Here is a 22,601-nt window from a genome sequence, read left to right as displayed (position 1 = left end):
GTTTAAGATGGGAGGACTTTCAAGGGTAAATCCAAAGTCCCGCTACACCACCCCGCCATTAAGTCTCCATCGTATTGACCTAAGTAATAGAGGATTTCCCATTCTTTGTCCATATCAATGACATAGGGAGCAAAAAAACCCGGATCCACAAATGGAGGAGGGGCCATAGCTGCGGTGCCTCGGATGGTATGGTTATACAATTGTCTTAGGGGAATTCTACTAAGAAGACGATTAGCAAGAACCGTTGGACCTGTGGCTTGAGTAAAGAAGTTGACAGCATACAACCTTGATTGGTAAGCCTCTGCCAAAGCGGGTTTTTTGGCAGCTTCGGCCTCCACGATTTTTCCCTTCAGCCAGTTCATTCTATTTTGAAAGAATGTATTCAGGCTTTCCTGAGATTGGCCGATTTGGGCCAAACCTTCATTGGATAAGGCAAAACGCTGAGTAGGTAGCCTTCTGTCCACTTCATCATTGGGAAATAGTTGATACAACTTGTAATCCGGAAATTTAATTGACAAGGGATCAAATCTGCTCAACACCTGTTTGGAATCATCTGGAGTGGAAATGGTGAAAAGAAAAGGATTGACAGTAAACCTATCGGGATCCCCATCAGAAGTTATCTGATTTCTCCCTTCGAAAATCGGTCCTTTAAATGGCCCGTTGGATTGGGGGCGATTGGCAAACCTGCAGAGTCCTCCTTTTAATTTTCCTTCCAAATCCAGCGCTGTCTCCCCATCCACCTTGACCGAGGTGACATTGATCCCTATTCCACGGGAATTGTAAACCTCAAAGTCCGGAGAAGCCTCTCGGATATTCTTGATGTCAAATTGGGGATTGGACCTAAGAGGGTCAAGAAAAGCCTCGTCCTTCTTGCCATAAGCTTTTTCTATATCCTTTGCCTGAGACCAGATGGAAGGATCCAAGAGCGTCTCTCCAGCTACGGAATACGTAAATCCACTCAGTCCTCTTTGTTCATTGGAAGGATCGGGATCTGTGGCTAACCTGCACTGAAAAAACCCCTCAAAAGAAATTGATAATGTTGCCATGAAAAACTTTAATTAAAAGTGGAAGAATAATTTTGAAATCCTTTGGATGAAACTGGCGCTACCATTTCACCATTCCAATAGGCCAAGAAGTTTTGCCCAATCCGGTGCATATTTTCTGACAAATAGGTAAAAGATACGTCAAAGTCTCTGGCATCCTCCTGTTTATAAAACGCCATGTGGTAACCCCGAGCTTTACAAGCAGTAGCCAGTTTTGCAGCAGATTCTTCCATTTCTGTGAAAATTTTCAGGTATTCTTCAGGTTTGGTGAAAGGCGCCGTCTCAGATTTGATCTTTTCAAAATCCTGTTGGGGAATCTGTAGCATGAAGTCCGGCCCTGCACATCGATCTGGAACTTTTCCTCCATTGGGAACAAAAGTTTCATCAGCTGGAAGGCGGCAGATCATTTCACCCAATGGGCGAATGACGTTAGTCATAAAGGGATAGAATACTGTCTGGAAATAGGCATTGACCTGAGGAGGTCTGATGCCTGTCGTCTGGTCGATTTCATAATACCCAAAAAATCCACTGAGCATACGAACCATCACCGAATAGGCCTTATTAAACAGGGCCATGGCATCTTTTGCCACGGTATTGGTAATTATCGTTGGGCCTGCTTGAGCGTAGTCAGGATTACAACTTACCAGATGGAATTCATTGCTAACAATATAGGCCGGGTTCCAAACGACCGGAAGTGCTGGCTCAAAAGGGAGTCCGGTATCCTTTCCCACATTTTCCAAATCATCCAAAATACTCTGGAACACCCAAAAGTGGCTACCTAGTGCGGGAGGTGTTCCCCAAACACCTTCCCCCTCTTCGATGATTTGAACAATCGCTTCATTGATATATTTCTCATATTGGCCTAAAACCAATGGATTGAGCGAAATATTAAATCCGTAATGCTCATCCACGATCCTTTCCATATTCTGACCTTCCAAAATCTTGTATTTAATCCCCAAAGTCATGTAGATCTGGATAAAAGTGTACAGCTTCTCAATGCTTTTGAAATAAGAGCCATTGGTCAAGGGATCATGGATTTGGTCTAAATGATCCTGAGGAACAGTCTTGTTCAAAAATCCTTTGAGGAAGTCCAATGCTTCCTGAGTGGCTATTTGGGGGTCATGAAGAATCGGATCCTCATGGGGTATTGAATATAAAGGCTTGATATGCTCCGGAAGTCCTTCTGCCCATACCGGGTCTGGAACAGGTAGGTGATCGGGCTTTTCCCAAAACCGGTAAATTTCTATGGCAGCTTTGGAAAATGGCATCAGGTTCACTGGCTTGGCAAGAGGGAATGACTCAGCCGGTACCGGGAAATTAGGCCTAAATAGGTATGGATCTTTTCCCAAAATGGCCAATAAATTCTGATCATAGCAGAGGTGGGTCATCTCTTCCCGAGACACCATCAGCATATTTGCCTCCCACCTCCGGATCTTTTCCACCTGTGCTAATCGGATTTGATTGATTTGCTGCTGCTTGGGATCCGTGGAACCCGGAATGTAATCCTCAAACTCCTCGGGGTATTTTTTCATGGTAAAGCAGGTAAACAAATACTGCATCGCCAAGAGATGTTCAGTGGTGCTTGCTTGCTTTAGGAGTGAAAAAATAATTTCGGTGAGTTCATCTTTTGCTGAATCCCCAATTACTTGAAGCATTTGGTGAAGTTCGGCGTCTAATTGAATTTTAGAGGTATCTTTTTGTGACATTTGGAGAAAAATTTAGTACCAAACAAATTGGCGGTTGAAATATTTTATAGTCAATCAATATACTATATTCTTGGCTTCCTATTGAATTTCATTATATTCAATTCTCTAATTTTCAAATTTTTAACCCAATTTTTGACCATGGCAAACATTGTAAACGGTGTCGATCTCGACAACATCCAATCACTAGTAGGGGCAATTCAAGGAGATCCAGCAATTGCTAAAGTACAATTTCAGGCAAAGTCCGAATGGAAAGGAGGAACCAAGGCCTCAGTAACGGTTTCAGAGCTTTTTTCAAACGGCCAAAACATCCGCAGCGAGGCCAGTAAGTTTCATCTTATGGTAGATGAACCAGCCGTATTGGGCGGAACAGATGAGCATCCCAATCCGGTGGAATACCTTGCATCAGCCCTTTGTGGCTGCCTTACCGCAGGAATTGCCACTAATGCGGCTCTTTTTGGGACAGAACTTGAAAAAATCAACGTAGAAGTCCAGGTTAATTTTGACATCCACGGGGTGCTGGGCCTGGACCGAAGCAAACCCAATGGTCCTTTGGACTTACACTACAAAGTTACCCTGAAAGGCAAAAATGGGGCAAGCAAGGAGCAACTGATCAAGTCTAAGGAAACCCTTGATAAAAAATCTCCTATCAAAAACACCATTGAACTTCCATTGAGGGTCACAACAGAAGTTGTGATAGAAGAATAGGAAAACATGAGTCATCAAGGGTCCTCTTTTGGGGTAGGGTTTTCCGAATCCTCTAATTCCCTGAAAGCAGGAATGCTTGCAGCTGGCATTGCTTTGTCCAAAGCTGGACTTCCCAAAGAGAAGGTCCAGCTTTGTTTTTTGTTCTGTACTTCCAGACATGATCCGAAGGATTTCTTTGAAGGAGTAAAATCTCATGTTGGAAAAGACACCCTGTTTTTCGGTGGCTACGCAAACGGCACCTGCAGCAATGATCAATTTGGCTATGATGGCTATCAGACGGTCGTGGGCGTGTGGGGAAATGCCGAAGTTTCTTTTGACCTCTTCATCCAAGAAGGGATCGCCTTTCAGGAGTATGAGACTGGCCGTGGCTTGGGAGAGCAAATCCAGGCCAAAAAGTACCAATCCCAGCCTCAAATGCTGCTCTTATTCGATGCAGTAAATAGGCTGGAAGGAAAATTCAGGATGAACTACGGCACTCCTTTCATCAAAGGGATGAATGAGACTCTTAAGAATTGGCCAAAAGTAATCGGCGCCAGAATGCTCGGAGACATGAGATTTAAACCTACCTACCAGTGGTTTGAAAAGAAAATGACTCAAAATGCTGCCATGGCGCTTTTAATGACCGGCAATATCCAGATGGATTACCAGATAATGCATGGCTGCCAGCCCGTGAGTGCCTACCATACTGTCACCTCCGTCAAAGGGGCCAGCATTCTGGAATTGGATCACCAACCTGCCTTGGATGTGGTCATTGATATCCTCGGAGAAGACCTCAAGGAAAATCCTCAAGAGGTGAAATTCTTTGTCACCCTGGGAAAAAATACCGGAGATAAATGGGCAGAATACAATCCGGGAAATTACATCAACAGAATGTGCGTCGGGGTAGATACCGCCTCCAGAGGTCTGTATATGGCCGAAATGGACTTGGAACCCGGAATGGAGATTCAGCTGATGCGGAGAAGCTTCGAAATGGAATATGTAGGCCGAAGAACCCGAAAATTGATTGATCAGGTAAATGCCTCTGGAAGAAAGATAATTTTTGCCCTTTATATTAATTGTTCAGGGAGGGCTGCGGCCTATTCCAATCAGACCGATGAAGACATTCGGCATATCCAGGCAGAAATTAATCACGAATTCCCTCTGCTGGGAATCTATGAGGCAGGAGAATTGGCTCCGATAGCAGGAGTACTGCAAGTATTGGATTGGACAGGGGTATTGTGTTTGTTTAGTGAACTAGTAAAGAAATGAACGTGTCTGAAGAGGAGTTAAAGCGACAACTAGCCTATTACAAAAAGCTGTCAGATGAAGTAGCGGGTCAAAATATCCGAAGTGATTCCACGATCTCTCTACTCAAAAGAAAACTCACCCAGAAAGAAAACGGATTTACCATTTTGTCGGCTTTGCATGATGTCTTTGGCCAGCAAATCCACGAAAAGGAATTCTTTACCAATGTCCTGGAATTGATCAATATCACGCTCAAAATGGACAAAACCATCGTTCTCTGGAGAAGTCAGGATCAACCGATGGAGTTTTATCCCAAATTTCTATTAGGATACCAAAAGCCGGAAGAAAAGGATATTTCCAGCCAAAGAATCAACTTTTCCCAAGCCTCCGATCAGGAATTAATCCGGGCTTTTCTCTGTCATCAAAAATCCGAACCTAATCCCATCCACGAACTGATTCGTGAGTCCTTGCTCCTTCCAAATTTTATTGCCGTACCTATCCGGGTTCAGAGGAATATAGAAAGCTGGCTAATCAGCGGCAGGGATCAGGAAGCCTGGCCTTTTTATCCGCCTTTGGATGAAGGCGACATGGACACCTTGATCGCCATTGGAGGATTTTTGGAAGCCGGTCTCGCCAATGCCAGGCTCTATGCCAGTTTGGAAAGAGCCAACCAAGAATTGGAAGCTTACAATCATGAGTTGGAATTAAGAGTGGCTGAGCGAACCAAGGATCTGAGAATCCGAAATCAGGAACTGTCCATCGAGAAAAAACGATCCGAAGATCTTTTGCTCAACATCTTGCCCAAAGACACTGCCGACGAGCTCAAGAAAAACGGATTTGCCAAAGCGAAGCTTCAGGAAAATGCTACCATCATGTTCACGGATTTTGTGAACTTCACCAAGTTTTCCTCAGCCATTTCTTCCGAAGAGCTTGTCGCGGAATTGGATCATTGCTTTAGAAATTTCGATACCATCACCACCAAATACGGCCTGGAAAAAATCAAAACCATCGGGGATGCTCACATGAGCGCCTCAGGGGTCACCGGAGAAGGAGGGAATCCGGCTAATGTAATCCGAGCTGGTTTGGAAATGAGGGATTTTATAGAGGAATACCGTAAGCAAAAACCAGAACACCTTCGAGAGTATTTCCGGATCCGGGTGGGAATAAATTCGGGCCCTGTGGTAGCAGGTGTTGTGGGCTTGAAAAAATTCTCCTTCGATATTTGGGGAGACCCAGTCAATACCGCCTCCCGAATGGAATCCAGCTCCATAGCAGGAAAAGTGAATGTTTCCCACACCACTTATCTGGCCTGCAAAGATGAATTTGATTTTGAGCCCCGAGGAGAAGTCTCGGCCAAAAATAAAGGGGACATTCTCATGTACTTTGTAGAAAACAAAAAAATCCTGCCCTTTGACTGAGCAGGATTTTTTGAATCAATCACCGATCCATTCAGCGACAAAAAGATTCGTGTCCCGAGTTCCTCCATTATTTCTGTTGGAAGAGAAGACCAAATATTTCCCATCATTTGAAAATACCGGAAAGGCATCGAAGGTTCCGTCATGAGTTATTTTGGTCAAGCCAGTGCCATCCAGATTGATCATAAACAGGTTGAAAGGGAATCCTCTTTCGGTCTGATGATTCGAAGCGAAAATCAACTTGTTCCCGGATGGATGAAAGAATGGCGCCCAATTGGCTTTGCCCAAACTGGTGATTTTTCGGATATCGGTCCCATCTGCATTGGCAACATAGAGCTCCATGTCAGTAGGTTTTACCAAGCCTTCCTTCAGTAAATCCTTGTATTCCTTGATCTCTTCCTCCGTCTGAGGTCGGGAAGCTCTCCATACCAGCTTACTTCCGTCCGGTGAGAAAAATGCTCCGCCGTCATAGCCTAGGTCTGAAGTGATTTGCTTTACATCCGTGCCGTCTATATTCATGGTGTACAACTCCAAATCACCGGATCTCATAGAGGTAAAAACAATTTTGTCCCCTTTTGGAGAAACTGTCGCTTCAGCATCGTATCCCGGCTCATTAGTCAATTGAGAAATAATATTACCCTCCAAGTCCGCAGTGAAAATGTCAAAGGAATCATAGATTGGCCAAACGTATTTTCCATCTTCTCTGCGCGCTGGAACAGGCGGACAAGCGGCATCCTTCAGATGGGTGGATGCATAAACAAATGTCTTATCTCCAGGAAGAAAATATGAGCAGGTAGTTCGCCCCAGGCCGGTGCTGATTCTCTTGGGGGCATTTTCCTGTAAATTGTCCGTCTTCCAGTTCACATAGAACATCTGGTCGCATTCATTTCCCCAGGCCGCATAATCGGACTGGAATACCAGCATGGAGTCATCAAATGACCAATAGGCTTCGGCGTTGTTTCCACCAAAAGTGATCTGCTTGATGTTTTTGAGATATTTCATCTCTTCAGGATGAAGTAGAAGGGAATCTGATGCGGAATGTGCTTCTTGTTCCAATGATGCTTGCTCAGTTTTTGGACTACAGGCAAAAGCCAAAAGCAAGGCGGAGTAAAGGATATTTTTCATTTAATTAAGTGAGGATCAAATAATCTTTGGGCGAAGATACCAATTATTATCTTTGGACTAAATCTACTTCAACCATGAAAAAACTAATTCGCCAAACGGCAATAATCATGTCCTCAGCAGCTTGGATAGTGGCTTGTGACAGCCCTCCGACGGATGAAAAACTGATGCAAACACTTCAAGAAGACGTGGTTTTTCTGGCCGCTGATGACTTGGGAGGCCGGGCTATCGGTACTGAAGGAGAGCAAAAAGCCGCTGAATACCTCGCCAAAGAGTTTGAAAAAATCGGCTTGGCCCCGAAAGGAACGGAAGGCTTCTTTCAGCCATTCACCGTATCCAAGCCAAGTAATCCTCATGAGGAGGCCGTTATCGGGACGAATGGAGAAGGAGTAACAGGGAGAAATGTCGTAGGCTTTTTGGACAAAAAGGCCGACAAAACAATCATCATCGGGGCACATTTTGACCATTTGGGAATGGGCGGTCAAGGCTCGTTGCACCGTGGAGACTCTTCTATTCACAATGGTGCTGACGACAATGCCTCCGGAACAGCCGCTCTTTTGGCTTTGGCCGAAATCCTAAAATTCGAAGACTTAAAAAGCAACGTGCTGTTTATCGCCTTTTCAGGCGAGGAAAATGGGCTATGGGGCTCCAACTATTTCACCAAAAACCCAACTCTTGATCTCAAGACGGTCAACTACATGATCAATATGGACATGGTAGGACGTATGAAGGAAGACAACTCGCTGGCGATTAATGGCGTGGGAACAAGCCCGAGTTTTCCTCCGGTTTTAGATCTTATTAATACAGACAGCCTAAAGCTAATCACTTCTGAATCTGGGGTAGGACCATCCGATCATACTTCATTCTACCTTCAAGACTTACCCGTGCTTCATTTCTTTACCGGACAGCATGAAGACTATCACAAGCCCAGCGATGATGCTGAGCAGATCAATTATGCTGGAATTATAAAAGTGGTGCGCTACATCACCCGACTGGTAAAGCAGTTGGATCCTGAGGAAAAACTTGCCTTCACGAAAACCAAAGATTCCAGTGATTCGCCGAGATTCACAGTATCCATGGGCGTGGTGCCCGACTACATGTTTGACGGCAAGGGAATGCGAGTGGATGGTGTTTCGGAAGGAAAACCGGCTCAGGCAGCCGGAATCCAAAAAGGTGATATCGTGGTCCAATTGGGTGATTCCACGATTGTGGACATGATGAGCTACATGCGTGCCTTGAGTGCATTCCAAAAAGGGGATTCTACCAAGGTCGTACTGGATAGGTCGGGAAAAAAGATAGAATCTGTCGTAAAGTTCTAGGAACTTATTCATAAGCAACTTTAGGCCACTGGAAATTTCCAGTGGCCTTTTTCATTAGCATTATGGGCTGATGACACTTCAGTCCCGAATTTTGACACTTCAGTCAGGTTCAATTTTTTAAGAGAATGGCTTCAGGCAATTTTGATTCAAATCAAGCCAGCTATGAAGCCAATACTTGTACTTTTTCTACTTCCTCTTCTTTTTTCGGTCGAGGCATTTTCCCAAACCAAGGTTTCCGGGAGGGTTTTGGACGAAAAAAACCAGCCTCTTCCCGGGGTTAACGTTTTTCTGAAAAATACCTTCGACGGAGGTAGCACAGATAAGGAAGGGAATTTCAGTTTTGAAACTGGCGAGTCCGGCCCACAAGTGATTGCATTTAGTATGATGGGATTCAAAACCCAGGAAATGGCAATTAATCTTTCCGGGGCTTCACTGGAAATCCCGGTAATTACTCTTAAAGAAGAATACAATGAGCTAAATACGGTGACCATTTCAGCGGGAGCCATGGAAGCTTCGGATGAAAAGAAATCCGTAATCCTCCGTCCTCTGGATATTGTGACAACTCCTTCTGCGGTGGGCGATATCGTAGGGGCATTTCAGACCCTACCCGGTACAAGTACCGTGGGAAATGACGGAAGACTTTTTGTAAGAGGAGGGGATGCCAGTGAGGTCGGGATTTACATTGATGGGATGCGAGTAGGAAATGCTTATGGAACTACCGCCGGGAATGTCCCTACCCGCACCCGGTTTAATCCCAATCTTTTCAAAGGCACTTTTTTCTCCACCGGGGGCTATTCTGCAGAGTTCGGCCAAGCGCTCTCTTCTGCCTTAGCACTGAATACCAAGGATTTGGCCAAACGAAGTCAGGGTGATTTGTCCATTATGTCAATAGGAGGTGGATATTCCCATACTTTGGCCAATGAAAAAAGAAGCCTGACTGCCAGTGCCAACTACTTTAACCTAGCTCCCTACCAAGACCTGATTAAGCAGGAAATAGACTTTGAGCATGCTCCGAATGGCTGGGATCTGGAGCTGGCGGCACAAATGAAAACCGGAGAAAACGGCTTAATGAAAGTTATGGCAAGGACTGAATCAGGTGGTATGAAGCTTTGGTCTCCCCTTCCGGGGACAGAAAAAAGAGTATTAGTCAGCCTGAAAAATGATTACAGCTACGCTCAGGCCAATTGGAGAACCAGCCTAAAAAAGAGCTGGACACTATTTACGGGTGTTTCAATCTCAAAAAACCTGGACGAACTTGGCTATGACAGCCTCCAAATTGAAAGAAAAAGTGACCTGATTCATTTTAAAATCAGTGCAATCAAAGATTTTTCTGACCGGTTTTCGGCCAAGTTTGGAGGAGAGCATTTCATTCACCTTTATTCTGAAGAACTGATTCGTCAAGCTTGGATTAGGGATTTTAAGGATAAGGAAAGCTACCTCTTTAGCGAATGGGATTACTATTTCTCCAAAGCCTTTGTGATCCGGGGCGGGATCCGGGCAGGCTCCAGTCAGATCGCCGAGCAGCTGTGGGTGGACCCCCGGGTTTCCTTAGCTTACCAACTCCCCAAGCAAGGGCAACTATCCTTGGCTGCAGGAAGATTTCATCAGCTTCCCTTAGACAATTTCAGAGTTTTAAACACTGATTTGAAAAACTCAGAATCCCAGCATCTTATCCTCAATTATCTTCTGAGCACAGATGGAATTACTTTCAGGGCAGAAGCATTTTACAAGTCCTATGCTCAGCTGGTGACTTTCGAAGGAAGTTTGGAAAATCCTATGGCACTCAAAAATGAAGGAGAAGGATTTGCCAAAGGACTGGATTTCTTCTTTCGTGATCGGCAAACCTTAAAAAATACTGACTACTGGGTGACCTACAGTTTTGTGGACAGCAAGCGCCAGTTTAATCAATACCAAACTAAAGTCCAGCCAAGCTTTGCCCCAAAACATAACCTTTCCGTGGTAGTCAAGCGATTTATCGTACCCCTAAAGTCACAATTGGGAGCCTCTTTCGCCTACAACAATGGCTACCCTTTCACAGATCCCAATCTGGACAGTTCAGAGATGAACTCCAAAACCAAAAGTTTTCAAAACTTAAGCCTCAGCTGGAGCTATTTGCCCAAACCTAACCTGATCATTCATTTGGTCTGTACCAATGTGCTGGGTAGGGACAATGTGTTTGGCTATACCTTCAGCCCTAAGGCGAATACAGAAGGGATATTTGAATCTATTCCTCAAGGACAGGTTGCCCCAAGATTCCTTTTCCTGGGCATCTTCTTCACCCTATCCAAAGACAAAAACGCAAATCAATTGAACAACCTCTAAACTTTACCCACCATGAAAAAGTATTTCCTTTCTCTAGTATTCCTATTTGCCGCGCTTGCCATAGCCAAGGCCAATGATCCTGCCTATGAAAATGCCATGAAAAAGCAGCTTCAAGCGATGAAATCCATTCAATCTGCCGAAGAATCCCAAAATGTCAGCAATGCTTTTTTGAGGATTGCTGAGGCAAAAAATGAAGAATGGCTACCCCTCTATTATGCAGCATATCTCCAGACCATGGCGGCATTTCGGTTTGAGGTAAACAAAGATCAATACTTCGACCAAGCCATGGAACTTACCAAGAAGGCTGAAAAAATCTCTCCCAACAATTCCGAGATTATTGCCTTACAGGGCTTTATTGTCATGGGAAAACTTGCTGTGGATCCCATGAATCGAGGCCAGGAAATGAGTCCCCAAGCCATGCAGCTTTTTGGAAAGGCAATCGCACTGGACAAAGAAAACCCTAGGGCGACTACTCTGATGGCCCAAATGCAACTGGGCACAGCTCAGTTTTTCGGCCAAGGGCCGGAGCAGGCATGCGGATTGGCCAGAGTAGGATTGGAGCTGTATGCCAAAGAAGAATCCAAAGTAAATGAAAGCTATCTCCTTCCGACTTGGGGAAAAAATCAAGCCCAACAGGTCTTGAATGCCTGTAAATAACATTGACTAAAAGCTAAACCAACTCTAGTCCTCTCCTCACTGAGAGGACTTTCCCCTTTCTTGGATTTCATCTATTTTCCTATCTTTCCTTATGACCCGAATCGCACTCGAACCGGAATGCAGTGATACTCAAAGTATCTGGAAGGATTTTCGGAAGTTTATCCTGATCAATCTGGCAATTGCTACCATTTTACAGCTTTTCTATTGTCCCATCTGCTTTTTGAACCTCGAGTATTTCATCAAGCTTTGGCCCCAGTTTTTGTTTTCATTCGTAGTCTCCATGGCCTTGAGCTGGGGAGGAAGCCGAGTTCAGGAATTTTGGGATCCCAGGATCTCCTGGATTAAAGAGCCCGTGAAGCGGGTGCTGGTATCAGGAATTACCTACCTGATTTATGCTTTTCTGGTGAGTTACGTCATCGTTTTTCTTTATGCTTGGTGGGACGATCAATTTACTTTAGACCAGATTCCCTGGAGGAGAATCTTAGATTTTTCGTTTACACCCATGACCATTGCCATGATTTTCATGGCCATCTTCACCTCCCGCTCTTGGCTCTTGGAATGGAGGAAATCAGCCATCGAAGCTGAGCAACTCAGAAGCAGTCGGCTTGCTTCCCAATACCAGAGTCTCAAGGATCAATTGAATCCGCATTTTCTGTTCAATAGTCTCAATGCCCTTTCCAATCTGGTCTATGAGGATGCGGACAAATCAGCTTCTTTTATCCAAAAACTCAGTAAAATCTACCGATACGTCCTGGATGTACAGCAGGAGGAACTCGTAGAGCTAGACCGAGAACTGGAATTTGCCAAAAACTATCTGGAACTCCAGAAAATCCGGTTTGAAGAAAATCTGGGTTTTTCGATAGCAGTCCCAAACTGCGAGGGTTGCTTTCTTCCTCCACTTTCCCTTCAATTACTTCTTGAGAATGCAATCAAGCACAACATTGCCTCGCAGGATCATCCTTTGTTTATCCAGATATTACAAAAAGAAAATGAGGTCTGGATCAGCAATACTTTTCAGCCCAAATCCGGTCAAAAGGAACCAAGCGCTGGAGTGGGCTTGGAAAATATCCGCCAGCGGTATAAAATCCTGAGCGATAAAACCCCTGAGGTCACCAAAACTGAGAATGAATTTTTGGTTCGACTGCCCCTATTAAAAATTGACAACCGATGAGTCTAAGCCTTATCCCATGAAAATCCTGATCATAGAAGACGAAAAACCTGCTGAAAACCGGTTGACCAAGCTTTTGAAGGGACATTTCCCCGGAGATGAGCTGATCGGAAATATGGATTCTGTCTCCCGGTCCATTGCTTGGCTTTCTGAAAATCCAGATCCTGAGCTGATCTTTTGTGATATTCAGCTGGCAGACGGAATCAGCTTTGAAATATTTGATCAAGTGCCGGTTAAAAGTCCGGTGATTTTTACCACTGCTTACGACCAATATGCAATCAAGGCCTTTCAGGTCAATGCCATCGATTACCTGCTCAAGCCTATCGACCCGGATGAGCTGGCCAGAGCTGTGGAAAAATTCCGCTCCAGACAGCTAAAACCACAGGTAAATATAGAACTGCTCAAAGAACTCCTTCAACCCGAAAACAAGACTTTCAAAACCAGATTTTTGGTTCGGTTTGGAGAAAAGATCCAAAGCGTCCCCACGGAGGAAATCGGCTTTTTCTTCAGTGAAGAGCGGGTGACTTTTCTACAGACTTTTGGAGGGAAGAAATTCGTTCTGGACTCGACTTTGGAGCAGATAGAAAGCCAGTTGAATCCCAAGGATTATTTTCGTCTCAACCGAAAGTACATTGCCAATTTTCTGGCGATTGAGGAGGTTTTGACCTACTCCAACAGCCGCCTGAAAGTAATCCTCAAAGGATGTCCGGATGCTGACATTCTGGTAAGCCGGGAGAAAGTAAGCGAGCTGAAGGAGTGGCTCGACCGATAAAATTTCGGCAGTTCCCAGAAAATTTTTGATTTTTAAGGTATGGGTCACGATCACGGTCACCATTCTCATGAACATGCATCAGGAAAAAACCTCAAGACGGCATTTTTCCTGAATTTGGGATTTACAGTTCTGGAATTGGTGGGAGGATGGTATGTGAATAGTGTGGCCATTTATTCGGATGCCATCCATGACTTAGGAGATAGCCTGTCTTTGGGCACTTCCTGGTGGCTTGAAAAATATGCCCAGAAGAAGCCGTCAGCCAAATATTCCTTTGGCTACCGCCGTTTTTCTCTTCTGGGAGCCTTAATCAATGCGATTGTCCTGATCGTAGGAACCGTATTTGTAATCCGCGAGGCCGTGCTTCGTTTGATTTCTCCGGAACTTTCAGATCCAAAGGGGATGATTGTCTTGGCCGTATTTGGAGTCGCCGTAAATGGGTATGCTGCATGGAAGCTTTCTCATGGACAAACGATGAATGAGAAGGTTCTCTCTTGGCATCTTATCGAGGATGTATTGGGATGGGTGGCGGTGCTTTTAGCTGCTTTGATTTTACTTTTTTACCCGACTCCTTACTTGGACCCGGCACTTTCTTTGGCAATCTCATTTTATATCCTTTGGAATGTCTGGAAAAGACTTCGAGAAACACTCTTTTTGTTTTTGCAGGGGCTGCCCTCCGATATAGATAAAGAAGCTGTGGAACGAGAAATTTTAGAAATTCCAAACATTGAGTCCACCCATCACACCCATATCTGGTCTTTGGATGGGGCTCACCATGTTTTTACTACCCATGTAAAATTGAGCCAAATCAACAGGCTTGAAGAAATTCTTGCTGTCAAGGAGGAGATCCGAAAAGTCATGAAAAAATATCCTTTTGTACATTATACCATTGAGACAGAATTAGACCAGGAAATCTGCTCTCTTGTGGATGAGAATAGGGATTAATGATCTGACAAATGGAATAAATTCAGAAAATCGGAGCTTTTTCTTTACTCTCTTAGGTTAAGAATCCTCTTTGCGTTTATGCACTTAATTTGATTTTTCAACCTTCAGGAAGCCGGACAATCCCATAACTCGCTCGTTATTAATGGACTTTTTCAGCGGTAGTTCGAGAAAATTTGGCTATATTATATAACCAAGCAATTGTATGTCAGTTTTTCTGGCCAAAGCCAAGTTTAGTTTGCTGAACTACCGCCTTACTACAAAACGGGAATTTACATTTTAACCCATCCAATAAATGGCGTCAAATGGATATACAGAAGCGCTCCTGCCTGATCCGGGCATTTTAATGGTTGCAAACATCTCAACAACCCGATTGGAAATTTTAAATTCCATTTCTCCCGGAATGAGGTGTTCCAAGGATAATTCTCTCGACAAAGTATTTCCATTTACTTTCAAATCTTAAAGCTCATGAAAAAGCCAGTGCTCTTCCTTATTGCCATTTTCCCCTGCTTGCTGGGCTTTTCCCAATCTGTAGATCAAATTAGATCCAAAGCCATTTCATTCTTAGAGACCCTGCCCAATGAACAGCAACAACTGGGCTTGATCGCCATCGAGGATGAGGTAAGAACCAAGTGGACCAACCTTCCTATCGGTTTGGCCGCCCGTTCGGGCATTCAATACGGAGCCCTTTCAGAGAAAAGTAAAATTGCCTTTCATCAGGTATTGAGCTCCATACTCAGTTCTCAGGGGTATTTGAAAACCTTTGCCATCATGCAGGTAGATGACATTCTCCATGAATTGTTTGAGATTCAATACAACCGGGGGCAAATCAACGAAAACACTATCAAAATGATCCGGGGATTAAACTGGGATTATGGGAATTATTACCTAGCCATCGCAGGAAATCCAAAAACCGACACTGCTTGGGGAATCAAGCTGGAGGGGCATCATCTCTCTCTCAATCTGACAGTATCTGGAGATAAATTCTCCATGACTCCCCTGTTTTTGGGATCGGATCCGGCAGTTGTGGAGGATACGCAATATGCGGGATTACGCCCTTTAAGCAAGGAAGAAGATTATGGCTTTTGGCTGATAAACGCCCTGGATGAAGAACAAAAAGCGAAAGCAACCTTGCCCGGCAAAGTGCCCGGAGATATCATCACCAGTCCTGAACGACCTCAATGGTTGGAAGAGTTTCAGGGTATCCGAGGTTCGGAATTGAATGAAGGACAGCAAAAAATCCTTCATTACCTCATTGAGGAATATATCGGCAACCTAGAACATCAAAAAGCTGAGGAGTATCTAAGCAAGCTTCATTCGAAAGGGATGGGGGAAATCTACTTTGCCTGGATTGGAAGCTACGAACCCATGAAACCCCATTATTACGTTATCCATAGTCCGGATTTCCTGATTGAATATGACAATGTGGGATTCTTGGACAATGCCAATCATATCCACTCCATCTGGAGGGAAAAAGGAAATGATTTTGGCGAAGATATCTTAAAAAAGCACCGCATGGAACATCAACACAATGAACCATCATGGTAATCCTGATCTTGAAACAAAGGCATTTGAAAACTTAATAATCAAATCAGAGAAATGAGTCCATAGCGTAGAATTGGTAGGTCTGAGTTCGGGGGTTCAACCTCAAAATTGTAAGGCCTGGAACTTGAAGAGTTCCAAAACTAGAGGGAAAAAAGATGAAGAAGGCGATTCTAATATTGATATTTCTGAGCTCCTTGGCCGTATTTGGTCAAGAGAATTGGAAGCAAAATGTGGATAGCTTATGCACCCAATCTTTTCAAGCTTATGGAGACCACCAATTCGAAAAGGCACAAGAACTGGCCGATTTAGCTTCTCAAATCAGTGCTGAAAAGAAATACAAAGTTGGTCTCCTTAGAAGTGAGTTTTATAAGACCATCGCAACACAGGAGCTGAATCCTTCTTCCTTTGATCCCAAAGCCGTAGAGTCCATAATTCCGAAATTTCAGGAAGCCGATCTGGAACTCGAAGTGGCCAGAGCTCATACTTTTCTCGCCGGGGTATATTCTTATTTCGGAGATGTCGAACGCGCAATCCAAAATCACCTACACTCTCTTTCAATTTATGAGAATCTAAATGATACCCTAGGCTTAGCGAGTGTCCATACTAATCTGAGTTTGGTGTATTATGATCAACAAGACTATGAAGAGGCTTTTAGACACGCGCGAATTTCGATGGCCTTTGATAGGAAGAAAGGAGATCCAAGACGCTTGCATTCCAGCTTTAACAACCTGGCCACCATATTTGAGAATACAGGCCCTATAGATTCCGCTATTTATTATCACAAACAGGCTTTGGATATTGCCAACCGGATCAACAATCCTTACTCCATTGGCCTATCCCTGAGTAATTTGGGAAACAACTATGCCATCAAAGGTCAATTGGAATTAGCCGAAACTACCCTACTGGAAGGATTGAGAATTAGGGACTCATTAGGGTATAGTAGGGGGCTTGCTCACACTCACAATTGCCTCTCAAGTTTATACCTTCAAATGAATCAACTTGAAAAATCCGAAGCTCATGCGCTGAAATCTCTTGAAAATGCCCAATCAGCCTCAGAACTGAAAGTAATCCGGATGGCCTATGAGCGGCTTATGGAGATCGCAGAGAAAAAAAGCAATCCCATAAATGAACTCAAGTACCTCAAACTAGCCACAGCACTCAAGGATAGTATTCTGAATGAATCCAACACGAAGGAGATCACGCAGATGATGGCCAATTATGATTTTGAAAAGAAGCAACTACTAGACAGTATCCAAAATGCTCAACTCCTAAGAGAACAAAGCCTGCTTTACGAAGAGAGACTTAAAGTAGAGCGCAACCAAAGGATAATTTTTATGGTCACCGGAGTTCTGCTTTTTGTGCTGGCCGTGGGATGGTGGAGAAGATATAAGTTTATCATGAAAGCTAGCCAAATCATCCAGCATGAAAAGGAAAGATCAGATACGCTGTTATTGAATATCCTTCCGGCAAAAGTGGCCGAGGAACTCAAAGAAAAAGGAAAGTCCGAGGCAAGAGTGTTCGAAAAGGTCACCGTGATTTTTACTGATTTTGCAGACTTTACCAAAAAGGCCCAACACCTCACCGCAAAAGAACTGGTGAATGAGTTGAATATCTGTTTTAAGGCGTTTGACCTGATTATGGAAGAATGTGGGCTGGAAAAAATCAAAACTATCGGAGACGCCTACCTAGCAGTCGGAGGCTTGAATGGGGACTCAGATGTACGTGACGTGATTTATGCCGCCCTGAAAGTCAAGGATTTTATTGAGCGGAGAAATGAAGACGCTTCCATTCCCAGCAAGGCCAAATTTGACATGCGGATAGGAATCAACACCGGTCCCGTAGTGGCGGGAATTGTAGGAATCAAGAAATTCCAATACGACATCTGGGGAGATACGGTAAATACCGCCCAGAGAATGGAAGCAGCATGTGGCTTGAATAAGATAAATATCTCAGACTGCACCTACGAATTGATAAAAGACGACCATCGCTTCGATTACCAATGCAGAGGATTTATTGAGGTCAAGGGTAAAGGTGCGATGAAAATGTGGTACGTAGAACCTGCCAAAACCAAAGTAGGAAAATTACATCTGCATAATGGGGTTTAATCCCGCTTGCCTAGAATAAAAAAGAGCATGAGAAGCTCTATAGGACAAGTCGAGGTGTTACCTTCCTTGAATTCCGCGATATTTTAGTGGGAAATATTCCTATATTATTGAGAATAAACCTCTTTCGATTTCGATTACCAAGGATCGGAATACGAGAAAATTGACTTTTCCCACTGGCCCCGATAGGAGTAAAACCTTAATTCTATGGTTTCTTTCTTCCGCAAAATCCGTCAAAAACTCCTGCAACAGAACCGGGTGACCCGGTATTTGGCATATGCGGTAGGGGAGATTTTTTTAGTGGTGATCGGTATCCTCATCGCCATTCAGATCAATAACTCCAATGAATCTAAGAAGCTCAGGAAAAAAGAAATCATTTTGCTCACCCAAATGCGGGATAACCTGAAATTTGATCAGCAGGATTTGGAGTATAATTTAAGTGGGAATACGGCCAGAATAAAATCTAATCAGATCGTATTGGATGCTCTTCAAGAAAATCAAGGTTTTCACGATTCACTGAAATTTCACTTTGGAAATATTTTGGGCAATTATCAATTAAGTGAGAATACAGGCGCATGGGAAAACCTCAAATCTGTAGGCTTGGATTTAATTTCAAGTGACTCTTTAAGGAATTCTATCTCCTACCTCTATTCCACTCGGTATGTTTACCTGGAAAATTTGGAAAAAGGCCTAGATGACCGGTACCAATGGGATTTTGTATATCCTCAAGTTTTAAAAAACCTCACCATTGATACGCTTTGGATTTCCTGTGAGCCAACCAACTTCCAGGAATTATCCCAAAATCAGGAGTTTAAAGAAGTTTTGAAAATGAATATCCTTTTTAGAGGGTTCATGCAAACTCAATATGAAGAACTTCATACCTATGTTGGTGATCTTGTCCAGAAAATCGAGTTTCATTTAGACCAATTGGAAGATTAATCCATGATCTCCTTTTTCAGAAAAATCCGCCAAAAACTGCTCCAGCAAAATCGAGTGACTCGATACTTGGCTTACGCGATTGGAGAAATATTTTTAGTGGTCTTAGGAATTTTGATTGCGCTTCAGGTCAATAACTGGAATGAAATCCCACAACTTGAAAAGCAGGGAGAACATTTAAAAATAATTGAATCCTAAAATTTTTACTAAAACATAGAAAAATGAAAACACTACTTTATCGCCCAATTCAAGGGTGTATTCTCCCAATTTTCGTATTAATAGCAATTTTGAGTTGTGAGTCCAATACAGCAACAAGTCCTAAGACACCACAATTTAACCATGTGTATTTGCATGTATCAGATATGGATAGATCATTGGATTTTTATACCTCAGCGTTCGATTTGGAAGTGACAAAGCACATCAAAAAATTAAAGCGAACCTTGGAAGATGGCCAGACGGTAGAACAGGAGATCAATTTGGCTTTACTAAAATTTCCGGGACATTATTTCGCTTTGGAAATTGGAGAAACACTTGATTCTCTTCCCAATAATACTAGGGCCAGCTATGCACATGTGGGGATAGAGGTAGAAGATATTGAGTCAGCAAGTGAGCGAATTATTAAAGCGGGAGGATTATCCTCTAGACCGATTACGCAGGTAGAAACGGAAAGCATCCAAGCCAAAACCGCTTTCTTCACAGGTCCAGATGGAGAAACCATAGAACTCATGCAAATCATTTCAGGTAATTTTTAAAAAATGAAACGAATCATATCCGCACTCAAAGAAAAATGGCCAGAGTATATACTGGAGATTATAGTACTGGTCATTGGTATTTTTATTGCCTTTGAATTGAATAATTATGGCGAAAATCAAAAAAGACAAAAGGAGGAAATTGAAATCCTGAAAGGATGCAGAGCAGAGCTTCAAACCGACTTAAAAGATATCAATCTCAATATCAATGATTTTAAAAAATCACTTTTCGCGTTAGAGACCTTTATCGACTTGTTGGAAAATGATGGACAATATCATGATTCTCTTGCAGCATTATTTAACTATACATTATTACCCATTCATTTTGTGCATTCTAGCAGTGCCTTTGAAACCCTTAAGTCTAAAGGTTTGGATATCATATCCAATCCAGACATCCGGACCAACCTTGTCAAAGTTTATGATTCACAGTATGATTTTTTTCTCCAAGCCGAATCAGAGGAATTGGATGAGGTTCATTATGGCTTGAGACATATACTTCCCGGAAGATTTGAGTCTGGGTTCAATTTCCCAAAATCAAATTTTGAAGGAGAGCTAATTCCACTGAATTTTGAAGCCTTAAAAAGTGATATTGAATTCCTATATTTTCTCAAAACTCACAGAAATAGAACACAATCCTACCTGGATTATTTTTATGCCAATTTGAAAAAAGATGTAGAGCGCATGATCAGCGATCTGGACACAGAGCTTAAACGTCTTGAATAATGAACATCTAGAAAGGCCGGATTTGATCTTGAGCCCGCGATTCCTGTCAGTTAGGCAAAACATTTTTCGCTGCTAATAGGTCAAGACAAAGATCAATGTGTAGTAATTTCTAATCGAAGTAAACCACATACTTTAGTAATGCACTAATAATCAGGGATTTTTTAGTATATTCTCGGGAAAATTTTGCTCTATTGATTTCATTTTTTCGAAAAATCCGCCAAAAACTGCTTCAGGAAAACAGGGTCACTCGCTACCTGATTTATGCGATTGGGGAAATTGTACTAGTCACCATAGGTATCCTGATTGCTCTACAAATCAATACATGGAATGAGCAAAGAAAGGATTCCAACAAAGAAAAATTGATTCTTCAAAGCTTGCATTCGGAGTTTGTAGTCAACAAAGAAAAAATACAAGCCAGTATCCAACAGCACGAAGCCATTCTAGGCTGCACCAAGGACCTTATGAAGCTTTTTAAGCTGCCCGATTCCACTCTCAAAACTTACAATTTGGATAGTCTTATCGAGAGGAGTCTAGATATTCGTGACCTTAGCACTTCTCAATCTGCAATTGAAGATTTAATCTCGTCGGGAAATCTAAACCTCATTTCGTCCGAAAATTTACGAAAGCTCATTTTTCAATGGAATGGTGAGATAATGGAAAAGAATGAAAGCTTCGAAACCTTGGATGAAACTGCTCAAACCTTGCTATTGCCTTATTTGATAAAGAATGCCTCCCTAAAAAATATTGATCAATATGGCTCTTTGAATTGGAAGGAAAAATCAAGATTTGATTCGCCTACGCCAAAAATGTTTCAGGAATTGGAGTTTGAAAACCAGCTTGACAGTCATGCTTGGGGAATAGCCAATTATTTGAATGCCTTATATGTTCTCCGGGAGATTAGTGAAAAAATTATTTCCGAGTCAGAGTCAACCAGAAACGTAGATAGATGATCTCATTTTTCCGAAAAATCCGTCAAAAACTCCTGCATGAAAATCGAGTGACTCGCTACCTGGTTTATGCGCTTGGAGAAATATTTTTAGTAGTCATCGGAATATTGATCGCCCTACAAGTGAATAACTGGAATGAAGAGCGCAAAATCAGGATAGCTGAGCAGAACATACTACAAAATCTTCAAACAGAACTCCTATTAAATATTCAGAACCTAAAAACCAATATCTCCTACCACGAACTGGCCCATCAGTGTAGCTTCGAACTCCTGCGCCTTTTTGGAACAGATATTTCCACTTCCCCTACCACCAGACTAGACACCCTACTTTTCAATTCCGAAACGGTGTACACTTTTGAAGTCAGAGACGGTTATATCAAATCACTTATCTCATCGGGAAACTTAGATTACATTCGGAATGAAGAATTAAAATCCATGTTGACTTCCTTTGAAGGGGAAGTAGTCGATGGATTGGAGGAATTTGATGTTGTTAAAAGTCTAATTATCAACAGGCTTTGGCCTGCCATTGATGGTAAAGTCAGTTCCTCTAATCGCATATTATCTGATGGTGAGTACAAAGATTTTCCAAAAGGATCTTATACTTCTGATTTCCAATGGTTTTTTGAAAATAGAGTGGTAGAAGATATCATCAGTAATATCGATTCTTGGAGGATTGATGCACTGGATGATGAAAAACAGCTTTTGGAGTTTTTTAATAAACTTCTACAGGCCATAGAGCAAGAAATTAATACCAACAACTAGCCCCAACTTTTATGAAGAAACTTTCCTATTTAATCGTACTCAGCCTATTGGTTCTTGTCGCTTGCCAGCAGTCGGCGGAAATTGATGCCAAAATCACAGTCTTGCAAGTGAAGGCTTCCCACTTTTTGGACAATTCTAAAATAGACAAAATTGGTTTTTGATGTTGACTATTATTACTACTAAGGGTGTTAATTGTGGGTAACTTCAGAGAAGTTATCCACTGTTAACGCCCATTGCTTTGCAAAATCTATTGGAGAGCAATTATTCAGGCTTCCGTGAGGTCTGTGATGATTGTAGTCCTCTATCCATTCCCGGGTAATCTCTCTGACTTCTTGGAGTGATACAAAGGAATAGTAATCCAATACTTCGGTTCGGTAGGTTTTGTTGAATCGCTCGATAAAAGCATTTTGCATAGGTTTTCCGGGTTGGATAAATAAGATTTTCAC

22 protein-coding genes are annotated in these 22,601 nt (G+C 42.8%); 18 read left to right on the top strand and 4 right to left on the bottom strand.

Features of this window, described 5'->3' with window-relative positions; translation table 11 throughout:
• Positions 1–2 precede the first annotated feature (2 nt).
• On the bottom strand, positions 3–1,046 hold the full coding sequence (locus tag G458_RS0114535) for a hypothetical protein (protein WP_026952529.1): 1,044 nt from the start codon (positions 1,044–1,046) through the stop codon (positions 3–5).
• An 8-nt stretch (positions 1,047–1,054) separates the two neighbouring features.
• Positions 1,055–2,749, bottom strand: a complete 1,695-nt coding sequence (locus G458_RS0114530) for a ferritin-like domain-containing protein (protein WP_026952528.1) — start codon at positions 2,747–2,749, stop codon at positions 1,055–1,057.
• Between the two features lie 138 nt (positions 2,750–2,887).
• On the opposite strand from G458_RS0114530, the gene G458_RS0114525 reads away from it, so the two are divergent.
• The 3 genes from G458_RS0114525 to G458_RS21515 are packed head-to-tail and all read left to right on the top strand — an operon-like array spanning position 2,888 to position 6,096.
• Positions 2,888–3,454 (top strand): OsmC family protein, encoded by a 567-nt coding sequence (locus G458_RS0114525; RefSeq protein WP_157359808.1) that lies wholly within the window; start codon positions 2,888–2,890, stop codon positions 3,452–3,454.
• A 6-nt stretch (positions 3,455–3,460) separates the two neighbouring features.
• On the top strand, positions 3,461–4,702 hold the full coding sequence (locus G458_RS0114520; protein WP_026952526.1) for an FIST signal transduction protein: 1,242 nt from the start codon (positions 3,461–3,463) through the stop codon (positions 4,700–4,702).
• Positions 4,699–6,096, top strand: coding sequence for an adenylate/guanylate cyclase domain-containing protein (locus G458_RS21515; RefSeq protein WP_051287344.1), 1,398 nt, complete (start codon positions 4,699–4,701; stop codon positions 6,094–6,096). The genes G458_RS0114520 and G458_RS21515 overlap by 4 nt, the downstream gene beginning before the upstream one ends.
• Before the next feature lie 15 nt (positions 6,097–6,111).
• On the opposite strand, the gene G458_RS0114510 is transcribed toward G458_RS21515, so the two are convergent.
• The gene (locus tag G458_RS0114510) at positions 6,112–7,218 is read right to left on the bottom strand and encodes a TolB family protein (protein ID WP_026952525.1); all 1,107 of its coding nucleotides are present in this window, start codon (positions 7,216–7,218) and stop codon (positions 6,112–6,114) included.
• Positions 7,219–7,292: 74 nt separating this feature from the next.
• Between G458_RS0114510 and G458_RS0114505 the strand changes: the two genes are divergently transcribed.
• The 15 genes from G458_RS0114505 to G458_RS21815 all read left to right on the top strand — a co-directional run bounded on the left by G458_RS0114505 (position 7,293) and on the right by G458_RS21815 (position 22,316).
• Positions 7,293–8,534 (top strand): M28 family peptidase, encoded by a 1,242-nt coding sequence (locus G458_RS0114505; protein ID WP_051287363.1) that lies wholly within the window; start codon positions 7,293–7,295, stop codon positions 8,532–8,534.
• 162 nt (positions 8,535–8,696) lie between these two features.
• The gene (locus G458_RS0114500) at positions 8,697–10,856 is read left to right on the top strand and encodes a TonB-dependent receptor (protein ID WP_026952523.1); all 2,160 of its coding nucleotides are present in this window, start codon (positions 8,697–8,699) and stop codon (positions 10,854–10,856) included.
• A gap of 12 nt (positions 10,857–10,868) precedes the next feature.
• Entirely contained in the window at positions 10,869–11,513 is a 645-nt protein-coding gene (locus G458_RS0114495) for a tetratricopeptide repeat protein (RefSeq protein ID WP_026952522.1), read from the top strand.
• A 91-nt stretch (positions 11,514–11,604) separates the two neighbouring features.
• The gene (locus G458_RS0114490) at positions 11,605–12,684 is read left to right on the top strand and encodes a sensor histidine kinase (protein ID WP_051287342.1); all 1,080 of its coding nucleotides are present in this window, start codon (positions 11,605–11,607) and stop codon (positions 12,682–12,684) included.
• A gap of 16 nt (positions 12,685–12,700) precedes the next feature.
• Complete coding sequence (locus G458_RS0114485; protein ID WP_026952520.1) at positions 12,701–13,453, top strand: LytR/AlgR family response regulator transcription factor; 753 nt, start codon at positions 12,701–12,703, stop codon at positions 13,451–13,453.
• Between the two features lie 39 nt (positions 13,454–13,492).
• A complete protein-coding gene (locus G458_RS0114480) occupies positions 13,493–14,395 on the top strand; it encodes a cation diffusion facilitator family transporter (protein WP_026952519.1) in 903 nt (300 codons plus the stop codon).
• A 465-nt stretch (positions 14,396–14,860) separates the two neighbouring features.
• Entirely contained in the window at positions 14,861–15,940 is a 1,080-nt protein-coding gene (locus G458_RS0114470; protein WP_026952518.1) for a DUF3500 domain-containing protein, read from the top strand.
• Between the two features lie 152 nt (positions 15,941–16,092).
• On the top strand, positions 16,093–18,042 hold the full coding sequence (locus G458_RS21510; RefSeq protein ID WP_051287340.1) for an adenylate/guanylate cyclase domain-containing protein: 1,950 nt from the start codon (positions 16,093–16,095) through the stop codon (positions 18,040–18,042).
• A 204-nt stretch (positions 18,043–18,246) separates the two neighbouring features.
• Positions 18,247–18,978: a DUF6090 family protein gene (locus tag G458_RS0114460; protein WP_026952517.1), complete on the top strand. Its 732-nt coding sequence runs from the start codon at positions 18,247–18,249 to the stop codon at positions 18,976–18,978.
• Positions 18,979–18,981: 3 nt separating this feature from the next.
• Positions 18,982–19,173: a hypothetical protein gene (locus G458_RS0114455; protein ID WP_026952516.1), complete on the top strand. Its 192-nt coding sequence runs from the start codon at positions 18,982–18,984 to the stop codon at positions 19,171–19,173.
• 23 nt (positions 19,174–19,196) lie between these two features.
• Positions 19,197–19,727 (top strand): VOC family protein, encoded by a 531-nt coding sequence (locus G458_RS0114450; protein ID WP_084438881.1) that lies wholly within the window; start codon positions 19,197–19,199, stop codon positions 19,725–19,727.
• 3 nt (positions 19,728–19,730) lie between these two features.
• Entirely contained in the window at positions 19,731–20,447 is a 717-nt protein-coding gene (locus G458_RS0114445) for a DUF6090 family protein (RefSeq protein WP_026952514.1), read from the top strand.
• A gap of 191 nt (positions 20,448–20,638) precedes the next feature.
• Positions 20,639–21,397, top strand: a complete 759-nt coding sequence (locus G458_RS21505) for a DUF6090 family protein (protein WP_051287338.1) — start codon at positions 20,639–20,641, stop codon at positions 21,395–21,397.
• Positions 21,394–22,155, top strand: a complete 762-nt coding sequence (locus tag G458_RS21500) for a hypothetical protein (protein WP_051287336.1) — start codon at positions 21,394–21,396, stop codon at positions 22,153–22,155. Before G458_RS21505 ends, G458_RS21500 begins: the two co-directional genes overlap by 4 nt.
• Before the next feature lie 11 nt (positions 22,156–22,166).
• The gene (locus tag G458_RS21815) at positions 22,167–22,316 is read left to right on the top strand and encodes a hypothetical protein (protein ID WP_157359806.1); all 150 of its coding nucleotides are present in this window, start codon (positions 22,167–22,169) and stop codon (positions 22,314–22,316) included.
• Between the two features lie 27 nt (positions 22,317–22,343).
• On the opposite strand, the gene G458_RS20930 is transcribed toward G458_RS21815, so the two are convergent.
• On the bottom strand, positions 22,344–22,601 hold a 258-nt coding region (locus G458_RS20930; RefSeq protein WP_157359780.1), incomplete at its 5' end, for an integrase core domain-containing protein.

Origin of the sequence: Algoriphagus mannitolivorans DSM 15301 (assembly GCF_000429425.1) — a bacterium.
Lineage (GTDB): Bacteria > Bacteroidota > Bacteroidia > Cytophagales > Cyclobacteriaceae > Algoriphagus > Algoriphagus mannitolivorans.
This window is presented reverse-complemented; position numbering and strand designations above follow the sequence as displayed.